The sequence below is a fragment of the Dysgonomonas gadei ATCC BAA-286 genome, from assembly GCF_000213555.1.
Taxonomy (GTDB): Bacteria; Bacteroidota; Bacteroidia; order Bacteroidales; family Dysgonomonadaceae; genus Dysgonomonas; species Dysgonomonas gadei.
Genome location: NZ_GL891979.1, coordinates 546,585 through 561,548, shown reverse-complemented (window position 1 = coordinate 561,548; position 14,964 = coordinate 546,585). Strand labels below are relative to the sequence as shown.

7 protein-coding genes are annotated in these 14,964 nt (G+C 39.5%); 1 reads left to right on the top strand and 6 read right to left on the bottom strand.

The window, feature by feature from the left end:
* Window positions 1-29: 29 nt before the first annotated feature.
* The 6 genes from HMPREF9455_RS02060 to HMPREF9455_RS02035 form a co-directional block, all read right to left on the bottom strand.
* Window positions 30-4,337: a discoidin domain-containing protein gene (locus tag HMPREF9455_RS02060; RefSeq protein WP_006797912.1), complete on the bottom strand. Its 4,308-nt coding sequence runs from the start codon at window positions 4,335-4,337 to the stop codon at window positions 30-32.
* Window positions 4,338-4,467: 130 nt separating this feature from the next.
* Entirely contained in the window at window positions 4,468-5,304 is an 837-nt protein-coding gene (locus tag HMPREF9455_RS02055) for a lipoprotein (RefSeq protein ID WP_006797911.1), read from the bottom strand.
* A gap of 5 nt (window positions 5,305-5,309) precedes the next feature.
* Window positions 5,310-5,693, bottom strand: coding sequence for a hypothetical protein (locus tag HMPREF9455_RS02050; protein WP_006797910.1), 384 nt, complete (start codon window positions 5,691-5,693; stop codon window positions 5,310-5,312).
* 17 nt (window positions 5,694-5,710) lie between these two features.
* The gene (locus HMPREF9455_RS02045; RefSeq protein ID WP_006797909.1) at window positions 5,711-7,438 is read right to left on the bottom strand and encodes a RagB/SusD family nutrient uptake outer membrane protein; all 1,728 of its coding nucleotides are present in this window, start codon (window positions 7,436-7,438) and stop codon (window positions 5,711-5,713) included.
* A 20-nt stretch (window positions 7,439-7,458) separates the two neighbouring features.
* On the bottom strand, window positions 7,459-10,464 hold the full coding sequence (locus HMPREF9455_RS02040) for a SusC/RagA family TonB-linked outer membrane protein (protein ID WP_006797908.1): 3,006 nt from the start codon (window positions 10,462-10,464) through the stop codon (window positions 7,459-7,461).
* A 14-nt stretch (window positions 10,465-10,478) separates the two neighbouring features.
* Window positions 10,479-11,762 (bottom strand): carbohydrate-binding protein, encoded by a 1,284-nt coding sequence (locus tag HMPREF9455_RS02035; RefSeq protein WP_006797907.1) that lies wholly within the window; start codon window positions 11,760-11,762, stop codon window positions 10,479-10,481.
* A 570-nt stretch (window positions 11,763-12,332) separates the two neighbouring features.
* Between HMPREF9455_RS02035 and HMPREF9455_RS02030 the strand changes: the two genes are divergently transcribed.
* Window positions 12,333-14,909 (top strand): hypothetical protein, encoded by a 2,577-nt coding sequence (locus HMPREF9455_RS02030; protein WP_006797906.1) that lies wholly within the window; start codon window positions 12,333-12,335, stop codon window positions 14,907-14,909.
* Window positions 14,910-14,964: the final 55 nt, after the last annotated feature.

Sequence of the window (14,964 nt, the reverse complement as noted above, 5' to 3'; positions counted from 1 at the left end):
TTATTATAAGTTAAAAACTACTACTTCGACTACTTGTTGAGGAATACTTTCTTTTCATATTTACTGCCCTCATAATCCAGTCTCAAAATATACACTCCGCTTGCAGGACAGATGAAAGGCACATCTCCTTTTGTTGTATTGTCAATAAGGCATTTACCGGATACAGAGTAAACTCTTAGCCTGAATTCACCTGTTGTTCCCCTTACCTTTATGTGATGTCCGTCATATGAAAAACTTATTTCTTTGTCCGGATCTGAAACTATAGGATTCAGATTAACTATTAGCTGTTTATCTGACTGAATGTTAGTTACCGTTTTCTCTTCAGGAATATATCCTTCTGCCGAAACTTTATAAGTTACATCCTGTCCTTTTTGAATTTCTATAGTTTTTTGTTCCGAACCGTTCATTATTACGGTAGCATCCGAAGGCGTAGGTATAATTTCGAATCTGATTACAGGAATTGGATCGAGATTAATTTCAAGGCGAGTATCCGATTGGATATCAGACACAGTTCCCTCTGCGTCTAGATATCCCTCTGCACTAACCTTATAAATAACGCTTTTCCCTTTTTCAATTTCTACAATTCTCTGCTCGATTCCATTGATTATTACTATAGCACTCGAAGGAGTAGGCACTATTTCGAATCTGACTTTTGGTACAGATATAGCTTCGAGCTTTACTTCGATACGGGTATCGGATTGAAGATTTGAGCGGGTATCTTCAACTGCAACATACCCTTCTGCCGATACTTTATAAGTCACATCTTCGCCCTTTTCTATAATTGCAAAACTTTGCTCTATCCCATTTATATGAACTGTGGCATTCGACGGAGTCGGTATAATCTCAAATTTGACAGTTCCAATTTCCTTTTCATTATTATAAGCCCAGAATTCGTGTATCGACCAATACCCCCCTTCGTTTGTTCCTGTTTGCAAAATGCGTATATATCTCGCCTCCTGATCATCCAGTTCAATTTTCAATGTACTTTTAGTTCCGCCACCGGAAGCGATGGGTTCTCCCCACGATTCTCCGTCATCAGATACATAGATTTCATATTTATCAGGTCCATCATTCGGACTTTCTGTATAATCGAGATGGATTTTGTTAAACTTTTGTGGTTGCAACATATCCACCTGAAACCACTCACCCGATTCCTGTACGGCTTCAGTATCCCATCGTGTAGAAAGGTCGTCGTCGAGAGTCCTCTGCGCACCGTCATTATTTTTAGAAGCCGAAGCTATCCAACCAGTCCTGTCCAAAGGGGTTTTAGTTTTTTTCAAATCGGCGCTGTATACATAAAGCTCATGTATCGACCAGTAATTCCCGGCCTGTCCCGTCTGCTCTATCTTTATATACCTTGCTTTTGTTGTTTCATCCAGATAGATGAAAGAAACATCTCGGGTACCCTTACCGGAAGCCACAGCACTAGTCCATGTCTGACCATCATCGGAGAGATACATCTTATAAGAAACAGGTGAATCGCCTGCACTTGCGGCCACATCCAAAATGATAGCATCTAGCTTATGTACTTTCTTCATATCAACAATAAACCATTGCCCGGAGGCCTGTGACGCGCCTGTATCCCATCTGGTTTCGGGTTTGCTGTCAATAGCCATGTATGCGTTATTGTTGTTGTGAGATGCAGTTGCTGTCCACCCTGTCCTGTCATACACATATTCGGTTGTATACCTAATTGCATAATCCAGATTGTTTTTCCACAATGCACATTTCTCCGGATTGATGCGGGATGGATTTAATACGGATGACTGAACTGATAACTGAGCTTCTGCCGGATCTGTCAGAATTGCGTCCGTAGGGGCGACAGTAGAAGCTACAAAACTTAACTTAGCAGGATGATTCAGTGTTGCCAACCCACTCTGTCCCGGATGATGAAAATTGGCAGACTGCAGTTCAATTGTTCCATTTCTTAGTTGCATTCCTCTGCTAGGATTACCCCAGTAATCGGAATTAAAGAATGTAGTGCTTCCTGTAAATCCTGCTCCGGTCTCTATATACCATGTGTTATTGTCGCCAATAGCAACCAGTTGTGTATTTATAAAATCGAATCCTCCTGTACCTATCTTTTCAATACAAACAGCGCTTGTTGTCCCGTCTATTCCGGTACCCATCGAGATACCTTCGGGGCCATTGCCACTATTGTCACCTAGTATAAGCCCTTTGTGAGCTCCATAGATAAAATTATTATATAAACGTTGATTTTTGCATGCTCCCAGTTCGATAAAATCCAGTTTTTCCAGTCCGTATTTATATGAAGCCTGCACAAGACTTTCTTCTATCCCGGGTATCGGTGAATTAGGCCAGCTTCCCCATTTCGATTCGCCACCTGTTGCATAGCAACCGATATTGACATGTACATTCTGTATCACTCCGTTTTCGGAATTGGCGCCTACTTTAATCCCTCCATTAAATACGTGTCCCATTACATAATCTACAAAGTGATTGTCACATTTGTAGGTAAATAAATCAGCGAATTTATCTACAGCACGCATTCCCACATTTATAATGTAAGCATCCGACCCTGTAACCTGTACAGTATAAGGATATGCGAACATATTGGGCAGATATGCTGCTCTCTGCTCCGGATAATTGAATACAATTCCCCGTATACCGCTGTTTTTCGCAAGTTTCATAAAGGACTGGCCATTCGGATTTCCTTTGCCTGTATACACCTCAATGATTGTACCTTTACCTAAAGGAGCCGAACTTAAATCGACTGCGCCCTTTAACTCTACTCCCGTTGGCACAGATAAATTTCCGGTAACTTTGTAGTTGCCCGGAGGTAGGAAGACTACACCACCTCCATCAGCAGCAGCTTTGTCTAATGCCGACTGTATAGCTGTTGTATTATCTTTCACTCCGTTACCATTTGCATTATATGGCGCTACGGTAGCCAGATACATCACATTGCGGGAAGGCTTTCTCGCTTTTTCTTCCACTCTGGTGAAATCCGGAACCTTTTTGATGGATAGGGGGCTATGGTCGATAACTGATTTCATTATCGATTTATCATCAATTTTAACCTCCTGAGTAAAACGGTTTCCTGTTAGAACAGAACGCGCCCCGATGCCTAATGCTATCTGAGGCTGCTGATTTTTAAAATCGCAATCATTTGCGACTAATATACCTCCGGCTGCGTTAACAACTCCCTTATTTATAACACATTGATTTACGAGAGTTTTTACACTAGACGACTTATCTATTTTTACAGCTTCGGCTGTCGCACTGATTTCAGATGCCTGAATCTGAACCGTTCCACTTGTATTGGGACCTATCACAAATCCGTTTTCACAATCCGTCATCTTTATATTAGAATACATAACTCCTACTTCGTTAACGTCGGCGCTATAGACACCTGTTTTGCAACGCGTAAAAGTCATTGCATAGTTATGTCCGTTGGGAACGGATGTTTCCTGACCTGCCACTAATGAATGAGCAGACAGCATCCCTATACTATAACCTTCAATATCGACATAGCATGTATAAGACCAGTCGTTACGTCTCATAACGATACCTGTACCATTATTATATATCCAATTTTTATATGAGCTTCCTGAAACAGGAGCATGAGGCAGGCCGGATGAAGCCCAATATTCGGGAGAAAAGTTAATATTCTCAATCCGCCCTACATCGGCAATATTATCTATTTCCACTCCTACGGAAAGCGGTGTTCCATATAGATGATTCATTATCGGACAACCACCACCGTTTACTCTGGACAGCATTAATCCGATATATGAGTTTACGAATGTAATATTCTTTGCATTGCAATAGTCATTACCCCAATAGCCTGTCTTCCCGAACATTATAGATGCCGGGTACTGTTGGATATTGTCCGGAGTTTGTTCGGGATACCAAATAGCCATATCCATTATTCCGGCACCGGGTTCCAGTGTGAAAAGAGGCGCACTGCCTGAATCACCTTTACCTGAGTAAGCCATAATAATAGTACCCTCGATAGGCATGTTTTTTTGTGGTTTTTTCCAATCTCCGCGAATGGTTATTCCTTTGGGAACATTTAAGGCTCCCTTTATGACATACTTGCCCTCGGGCACATAAAGGGTTCCGCCATTGTATGTAGCAAGCTGATCCAACAACCGCTGAAATGTTTGAGTATTATCTGTTACACCATCTCCTTTAGCCCCATGATCGAGGACAGACAGTGTGGCAACGAACGTTTCCTGCTTGGGAAACTTAGTAGATTCTATCAGTTTCCAGGATTGTCCGTAGAGAGAGATAAAAAATCCTGATATAAGAAATATCGATAAAGAAAAGAATCTCCTTTTAAATTTTATTATTAATGACAACCAATTTTTCATAAGTACAGATTCCGAATTAATTTATTGATAGGAAGAACTACTGATATACAAATCAGTAAGATAAGAAGTAAAAAACAGGCTGATACTGTATGATAGAATCGAAGTACCAGCCTGTTTTCCTGATATGTATTTAATTACCCACTTTCTCTATTTTGACTATCACTTTCATGTTGCCTGCAAGTCCCGACAACATTTCCTGTACATATAACATGCCCCATCGCCCCGATTCTGTTTTAAACAAATACGAAGTTTCGTTGCGGGCAGTCGTATATTCGAATGTGCGGAAAGAGGCTCCAACCAGATTTTTCATGATGGCATCATTCTCCATCTTGGTGAAGGCCGCCCCATCAACTTTAGGTACAGAACCTATACTTACCATCTTGTTTCCTTTATCTTGCAACACATTAGCTATTTGCAGTCCTGTAGGAGACAACAACAGTGGTTCTTTCTTATCTTTATTATATCCGAAGCAGATACCTTCAACGTCTTTCTGAGTATTCAGGAAGTCTGTTACCGAATATGTCTTATAATCAGTCAGCGATAGAAAGAATCCCTGTACACTATTGTTCTGAGCACCAAGTTCAACAACAAAAGTTTCAACGGGTTGCGCCTTGATAAAATGAAAATCCTGAGTTGTTGTTTTTCCTCTTTTGTCAGTCAGTGTAAACCGGATAGTTCTGGATTCTGTAAATCCCGTAAGATCGACGGTATGGGATATTGAAGTAGAAGTGAGTTCCGCTCCTATTTCTTCTTCAGTGTACTGAACCCCGTCTATTGATACAGACTGGATCATACCTTCGGCACTGAAACTTCCCGTTATCGTATAGGCCACTTCCACATCCGGATCTACTACATAATAATCTACATTGTCAGCAAAATATATATATGGTTCCAGCAGCGGGTAATCTTCGTCGCTACAACCAGCTAATACAAGAAGTGACAATAATATGGTCAATATTTTTTTCATAGCAATTAATTAAGATTGTTGTTTACTGTAACTTTATATTCCCTGATATGAGTTCCATCTTGTGCTACAACTTTATAAATAACCGGAGGTGTGATAAAACTCTGTATAGCTCCCGACGAAGGGGAAACTTTGGCATTTTCAGAAACGATTACTTCAGGTTGTAATTTATCAAGCCCCATATTAGCAGGGAGAGACAATACAATGGTGGTGTCATCATGCGATATAGTCGCATCATAGAACTCATTAATATTTTTGTAAACTCTGAATCTTGTTATTTTATCAGCTTGATTCAAAGCCAGGTCAGCATCAATATCGTCATCCGGTGTAGAACAATTGTTAAGCAGTATACATCCAGCGAGGATGAATATGGTATATATTAATTTTTTCATGTTATCTCTGTTTTTTATTAATAACCGGGATTCTGTTGTAAATTAGAATTCAACAATAAGTCGAAAGTCGAAATAGGTGATAGATAATGCTTTTTCATAAAGACCCGCTTATCCCCGATTTGTACTTTATTGTAGAATCCATCATTCTGACCTTTGGTTACATCATAGCCATGCACCGCTCCATTCAGCTTATCGTATGCCGTGCCCCATCTGCGTAAGTCGAAGAAGCGATGGTCTTCAAACGCCAATTCGACACGGCGTTCGCGCATGATACGTTCCCTCATCTGAGCCTGAGTCAGACCTTTGGGTAAATCCGGCATGCCTACGCGTCTTCTTATAAGATTTATATCATTATATACAACATCGTTAGGCGAATTATAATATTCATTTAATGCTTCAGCATGAATCAATAAGATCTCAGCAAAACGGAAGTAAGGCACATACGGATAGATAAAACCACTGTTCGGATTATTGGGGTCGCCCGGATATGTAGAACCATCAATCCATTTCTGACGGCACATCCCTGTACGCTGGCTCTCAAGATGTGATGCACTCCCGCCTATCCATGGTTTGAAACTGTAAGTCTTATATTCGGCATTAGGATACTGAATAGATGCTTTGAAACGTGGATCCCTGTCTTTTCCGGGATTACTGAACTCATAGCCACTTTCCGATTCATTCGGTAATTTCCCATTCAGCATTTCAAAACTTTCGGCCAGTTCCAACGTAGGATTAGTCCAGTTCCAGCCTCCACAGCTCCGGTTATGGGATGCATCAACAAATCCGTTATCCTGCTTCGGATAAAAGCCCCATACATATTCACTGTTTACAGTCCAGAATATACTCATAAACAGTTCTGTATAATTAGTCGGATACTGTCCGTTTTCATCTGGTACTCCCCTATACAGAGCATAACCCTGTTCTATTACCTGTTGTGCTGCATTTGCCGCAGCCAGCCAACGCTCTTTGTCATAATTGCCGTAGTATTGAATATCTGTATATTCCGGCATTACAGGGCTAGATGTATTAAAAAGAGGACTGGCAGCATAGAGTAGCAGACGGGCTTTTAATGCGTAAACTCCACCTCTGGTTATACGGCCGAATTCTGTGGAAAGAATTTCATTGGATGTAGGTATATCAGGTGCTATCTCATTTAGTTCCTGTACTACCCAGTCTACTGACTCTTTGAATGTAATACGCGACATATTCAGGGCTTCCTGATAATCTTCCAATACATAGTCTAATTTTACAACACCACCATAATTGCGAATCAGATGAGTATAGAAGAATGCTCTTAAAAACCGGGCCTCAGCCAGGTAACGCCTTTTTATCTTTTCATCCCCGGGAACACTATTGATCTTATTTATAAAGATATTTGCTTTCCTTATTTTCTTGTATGAATTGTTCCAAAAGTTGGTGGATGGAGGAGTGCCCTCATCCCTGTCGTCTCCATTCGGATTATCGTCGGCTGTGATAGTACCCTGATTGTATGACTTAGGCCATATAGGGGCATATCCCTGTACCCCGTCGTCTGTGGCCAGATCGTACCCGAATCTGCGCGATACGGGATTGTACAAGGCTGTTGTAGACTCGTAGTAAAGGTTATTCAGTACTTTCCGGGCATTAGCCAAATCCTTATAGGCATCCATTTCCGTGATGTCCTCACTGGCTTGCTTGTCAAGGAAGTCGCTGCAACTTATTGTGCAGAAGAATCCAATTGCTATTATTAAATATCTGAATTTCATTATTTTTGCTTTTATAGTTATTAGAAAGAAAGATTGAATCCAAAATTTACAACCCGCATCATCGGATAAGCGCGTCCACTACCTTTTACATAGTTTTCAGGGTCATAAACCTTTATATTATCCCATGTCAGCAGATTCACTCCATTTGCATATACTCTGAGTACATCTATTCCCACTTTTCGGGTTAGTCTTTCTGGAATCGTATAGCCTACTTCCAAGCTCTTCAGGCGCAAATACTTATTATCTATTTGCCAGAAAGACGATGTATGGCGGTTGTTCGTGCTTTCTGCCATACGGGGATATTTTGCATCCCTGTTTTCGGGAGTCCATCTGTCCATCCATACAGCCAGAGGTGTATTGTTTTCGTTCCAGAACGGCATATTCTGCCCTGTAAGGAAATTGTAAGACGAATTTGCGGCGCCCTGGAATAAAGCAGCGAGATCGAATCCTTTCCACGAAAAGCCCAGTGTTCCTCCAAAAAATATTTCAGGTACCTGCGGATGGCCAATCGGATACTGGTCATTATCGTCAATGATACCATCACCGTTTATATCCAGATACTTTATATCTCCGGGACTGACCGGATTCTGTTGGTCGGCATGTCTTAAGATCTCTTCTTCCGACTGGAACAGTCCGAGAGAAATCCGTCCATATGGCTGTCCGATACGATTACCCTGCGAGTACTTATAATCGTATTTTTGAGGCGATTCCGGTATTTTCTCTATTTTGTTGCGGGCAAACGACATATTACCTCCCACATTATAGTAAAAGTCTTTTCCGATACGTCCGCGCCACATACCATCTACTTCAAACCCACGATTACTTACTTCCCCGTCATTTGTAACAATAGAGGAGAAGCCATATATGGTCGGGATCGTACTTAGTGAAGTCAATATATCCCGTCTGTATTCATAAAAAGCATCTACAGTAAGTGAAAGCTGATCTTTGAAGAACTTAGAGTCAATACCAAAGTTATATTTAGTCGATTTTTCCCATGTCAGATTCTCATTTCCCATTCTCAATTCGGCCAAGCCTGATGTTCCTGCCGAGTTAGGATAACCGAACTGAGGACCTTCTGCATCTTTGTACAAACTCATATATAAGAAACGGTCTACATCACCGATAGCATCATTACCAACCAGCCCGCATGAGAAACGGAATTTGAGATAACTTACAATATCAGATTTCCAAAAGTCTTCCTGAGATATAAGATATCCTACGGAACCAGCCGGGAAGAATCCGAAACGGTTGCCCGGAGCAAAGTTTTCCGACCCATTATAACCGGCATTAAATTCTGCAAAGTATTTACTTTTAAAACCATATGTAACACGTCCGACAACCCCCATCCGGCGATATGGCAGCCGCTTGAGCGAATTATCATCTTTTATGAGCCTTTCGGACTGGTTGTATAATAATAGTCCGGTAACTTCGTGAATATCATTAAATGTATTTGCATAAGAGATAGATGGTTCGAAGTTATATCTGGTTTCGTAAACATTGAGTCCCCAGCCGTAACCAAGTTTCGATCCTTCATACAATCTTGTATATGTACCGTCTTCATTGAACTGGAAGAAATCATTGCTCCTGGTTCTTCTTTGCTCGAATGTATTATTAAAGTCGAACGAAAAATCAATATTTGCAGATAAGCCTTTTAGTATCTTTGAGAAATCAGCCTTCATACCAACGGTTGCAGTAATTGCTGTTTCTTTCTGATCAGAGTAACCTCCATCCAGGATTTCAGCCACGGGGTTGAAACTCTGCTTTTCGCGAGTAGACCATGTTCCATCAGGGTTTTTGATAGGAGCCCTGTTCGGGTTAGCCACCCTGATTCTGTCGAACACTGTTTCTGCAGATTCTTTCGGTTGATGTTTCATACCCAACACTCCGGCAAGATTGACCTTTGCTGATAAGTAAGGGCTGATTTTAAAGTCGGCATTTGTGCGGAAATTATATTTTTGATAGCTGATATTCGTATTAAAATCAGCATTATAGTTTTCGAACTTATATAGCCCTCGCTGGTTTAACATACCCACCATTACGAAATATTTCGCAGTCTGATTTCCTCCCGATATTGTAAGATTGTATTGTTGTTGCGGTGCTGTATTTTTTATTAGTTCATCGGCCCAGTTTATATTCGGATAATGATACGGATCTGTTCCATAACGGTAAGCATTTAATTCTTCCTGAGAGAATATAGGATTATTACCATTATTGACATGATATTCATTAGACAGGACGGCCATTTCATATGAATTTACCATATCAAACATCCGCGTCGGGCTTTGAAAACCAAAATCGGCATTCAATGTAACATGCGGCTTTCCTTCCTGCCCGCGTTTTGTAGTTACCAATACCACACCATTCGCGCCACGCACCCCGTAGACTGCCGTAGCTGATGCATCTTTCAGTATTGAAATCGACTCTATCTCCTGTACACTCATATATTTAAAGTCTCGTTCGATACCATCAACAAGTATCAGAGGTTTTTGACTTCCTGTAAATGTACTGATACCACGAATGTAGAGGTCGGAATTATCCGCGCCCGGTTCACCTGTTGTTTGCACCGTTACCAGTCCGGGCAGCTTTCCTGCCAGGGCATTTGTTACATTCGCTGTCGGACTTTGCTTCAATTCCTTAGTGGACACCACAGATATAGCTCCTACTACCGAGGCTTTCTTCTGTTGACCGTATCCTACAACCACCACCTCTTCCAAAGCCTTTGAATCGGGATCCATTGCGATAGTAAGAAATTTGTTATCCTTAATGTCAACAACTTTTGTTGCATATCCGATGAAAGAGATTTGCAGTTGCTCACCAATTGCAGCTTTTATTGTAAAATTCCCGTCTACATCAGCCGAAACTCCTCCGGTTTTGCCTTGTACTATAATTGTTGCTCCGGTAAGTCCAACCCCGGTTTCATCCACCACCGTACCTTTTATATCTATCGTCTGAGCTTGTATGAAAATGGGTATCATCATCAAGGCAAGCATCAACAACCTGCTATATTTTTTCTTTGTTTTTCTCATTGTTATTAGATTTATTATTCCTGACTGAAGTAATATTTAAGAATATTCTGACCATCTCCGAATACCATTTTCACTCTATGCTTGCCAGCCGTCAGATGGAAGCTCGTAGATGGGGTTTGCTTGATGAAACCGTCCCAATTTCCGGAAGGTGTAGTATTTACAATCGCTGTTTCTGTTCCGTCTATAAATATTGTCACCTTAGTCGCTGATGGCCCCCCGGTGTATGGACTGAAACGATATTCTCCGTCTTCTTTTACATTCAATTCATATTCTGCCCACGAGTTATTATCTACATTACCAAAGCCTCCGTCGCCACGTATCTGCAATCCATTATAGGCTATTGCGGCATCCGCTCTTACTGTGCCAGGAATACTCTTACCGTCTATAATAAGAGGATATGTGCTTAATACAGCATTATTTTCATCGAGCATAGAAACATTCACCTGAGTGTTGCTTTGTAGTTCATCCAACGGGAAAGAATAATCTGTCGCGGTCTTTTCTAAAGTTTTGGTGTTCGCAAAATTGTCGCCCCATGCAACACGGTAACCTTCTACAAAGTCTACACTAGGATGCAGAGTCCATTTAACTCTTACCGAAGTCTCTTCATCACCTCCGGCAACATTCGCCAACGGGATATCGGATGGTAAGACTGTGATACCTGCAGATTCATTGCCTGAAAAGTCGAAAGACTTAATCAAAACAGATTGGATGCCTGCTTCGTCCTCAGTTCTCAACCTGATAACCTTGCCGCGAAGTGCCGAAGCAACACCTTCATTGCTTCCATTAATGTATGCGACAGCATGAGAGTAGTCCACGTCTCCGGAAAGGGCAAATGTAAGTATAGCATCCTTTATGGTTGTTCCCTTAAAGCTAATAACATCCTTTACATTGCCGGGTGCTACATTGTCCTGTTTAAACGGATAAGCAGATATGACCACTCCTACTGAATACAGGCTTTCTGAGTTTTTAGCCTTAACTTCGAATGAATATTTTTCGAAGTTCTCCAGTCCGGTAAATTCAACAGCTTTATCCCCCTTAGAGACCACTTTGGATGTATTGTCATTCAGATTTGTAATTTCTATATCCGACACATTATCTTCAGGCGGGTCACTCCATATTAGTTTTATGCTACCATCTCCGGACTCTGTCGTTAACATACCTACGTCACTTGGCGGTATGTACGGATAAGGGTCATCGATAGGAGATACAGGAAAAGAACGTTCTTCACATGAGCTCAATAGAATTATGAGCAAGAACATAAACATTCTCGAAATCAAAGGAATCTTCTTTTTTCTCATAGTTAGACTTAAGTTTAAATAAATGATTAATAATTTCAATCAGTATACAAGTATTATATCTTTAGTTCCAGGTTTTTCATAGTGCAAACATAGCCGCAGCATATTAATAAGGTCATAAAAAAAAAGACAACACCCGGATAAAAATTATGATAAAATCATATAAAGGCTGGTAAGTTGACTAATAAAAACTGTTTTTCACTATTTATAATTTCTTCAAAATGTTAAAAGATTAAGACTACATGTCTTTTATCAAAGAGATTTTCAAATACAGGAAAGCCAGGTTACTGAAAAATTATTATGAAGTGTGTGTTTCCTGTTAAATCAGGAACACTATTCTGATTTTAGTAATAATTTACACATCAATTAAAGGAATCTGATGGAAAATAAAGCATCATCAGTTGGTAAAATAATTAACAAACAGATAAAAAAAAGGTAAATATTATAGAGGATTACCCTTATAGCTGGTGTATTTATATTTAGTTTTTTTATTTTTTGGCAAACATGAAGAATTATTCTAATTTTACAATATACTATAGTTTTCCTTAGTCATACAGAAAAGACACCTAATCGATGAATAAAGTAAGTTACCTGATTTTATTATTCCTATTGAGCCTTTGTTCTGCACATGCACAAGATAAATTAAATAAATTAGACTACGGGCTGTTTATAAAATCCCATCCGGAAAGTGATTCTCAAAAAACCGCATTTATTCTGGAGAATGGCTCTTCCTTGAAACTGGGAAAAGAGTTTACGATGTCATTTGAGATGTATATTCGTCCTGAATATTTATTTGGTATAGTGTTTCGTATTATCACGGATAAAAAGGAGAATATAGACCTGATGATCACAGTGAGCGATGATGATAAACGATATCCTCTTCTAGCAATTAATGAAGTAGCTTGTACTGTATCACAAGAAATTATCCGTGAACAATGGGTTCCCGTCAGTATCACTTTATCGAGAGAACACAAGGAAATCACATTATCATATGGCTTGGCGACATTGACTAAACCTTACGATCTATCATCCTCTTCTGATGTCTATATTTCTTACGGGATATGTCCTGTCGAAAACTTCGGAATTACCGACATTGCTTCTGTTAATATCAGGGATATTAAAATATTCCATAATGGGGCTCTGACCCGCTATTGGAAACTCAAAGAACATAATCAGAATATATCACTCGATTCAATATCACAAGTTCCGGCTATCGCAACTAATCCAAAATGGATTATAGATGATTATTCGTCATGGAAAAAAATATATTCGAAAAAAATTAAAGATAATTCCCAGTTTACATTCGATCAAGATCATCTGTTTTATATCGTATCGCCGGATTCTAAAAATATATCTGTCTTCGACTCAAAATCCGGAGGAGAAACGGAAATTATGTCCAAAAGTGGATATATGGTTGCCAATGTGGCAAATATGATTTACTTCGATACCATTAGAAATAATATAGTGACATATAATTTAGATGAAGATATAACATCTACGTTCTCTTTCGAAACGAATAGCTGGAGTTATCCCTCAAAACCAGTAAAAGAGCCGGGGTATATGAATAATACTGCGGTTTATCTGGCTAATGAATCTACTCTTTATTCTTTTGGCGGCTATGGATTTTATAAATATAACCACGACTTAGTAAAAATGAATACAGATGGGGGAAGTATGAAAAAGTTTCAACTATCTGAAATTTCACCCAGATTCTCTGCCTCTTCAGCAATTGTAGATAATCAGATGTATATATTCGGCGGACGTGGCAGTAAATCCGGGAGACAGGAACTATCTCCCCGCAATTATTATGACTTCTATTCTGTCAATCTCATTATGGGGCAAGCTAATAAGTTGTGGGAAGAGGAAAATATAGACGGAGATTTCATGCCTGGGGAAAACATGGTTTATGATAAGGATAGAGACTGTTTTTATCTGTTTACCACAAAAGACGGAGGAACTCTGTTTAAAATCAGTCCTGATAAAAAAGGATTCGAACAGATATCCTACCCTATTCATGAAGATCTCGAAGCCTTTTTCTTATACACGAATTTGTATTATTCAGCCTCTCAACAAAAACTATTTGCTCTTTTTTACAGAAAGGTCTCTGACACAGAATCCTTACTTTCTATTTACTCCCTCGATTTTCCGCCGGTTTATATAGCCGATCTACAGCAGGCGGTTGTTAAACAATCCGATAGTGAGGACGATTATCTATTGCCTATTGTTATTTCGATACTATCCGTTGCTATAATCTGTGCCGTATTTGCCCTGTTAGTAAAAATAAGAAGCAAAAAACAAGAAAACACCATATATAAGAGATTTACTACCACCGACAATGTACAAGAGAAAAGATCGGACGTAGAAAGAATTCCGGATGAGCTTGTTATCCAAAAACAAAATCATTACAATTTTGAAAAACAATCGGTCTGTCTTATCGGAGGGTTTACAGTAAAAGACAATAAAGGAAATGATATCACAGGAATGTTTACCCCAACTCTGAAATATTTGCTTGTTTTACTCATATTATATACACAGAAAGACGCAAGAGGGATATCCGGAAAGAAAATAATACAGCTCTTGTGGTTCGATAAGGATGAAGTTTCCGCAAAGAAAAACAGGAATGTATATTTTAGTAAACTCAGATCTATATTCGAAAGTGTGGGAGGCGTTGAAATCGGAAGCCAGAATGGCTTTTGGTCTATCAAATTTGGCAAAAGTATCACTTGCGACTATTTTGAGGCGATGCAGTTGTTTTCTACAATAAAAGAAAGCCAATTTGATGACCGGGATTCGATAAACCGCCTTCTTGAATTACTATTGAGAGGTGTATTATTACCTAATACTGAAACAGACTGGACAGATAATTTTAAAAGCGATTTTTCTAATCTGACGATAGATGTTTTGACCGATATACTACAAAGTGGAAAGTATCAACCGGATGATAATATGAAGCTTAATATTGCTGACACAATTCTTTTGCATGATTTTATAAATGAGGAAGCTCTATATCTGAAATGCTCGATTCTGTTCAACTCGGGGAAAAAAGGAATTGCCAAAAGTATTTACGATAATTTCTGCAAAGAATATTTTAACCTGCTGGGTGTACAATACAAATATTCTCTGACAGATGTGATAGAGAAGAAGTTTTAAAATTAGTTTTCTATTCTGATAAAATATAATTTATTCAGGGGCTTGTGAAAAACAA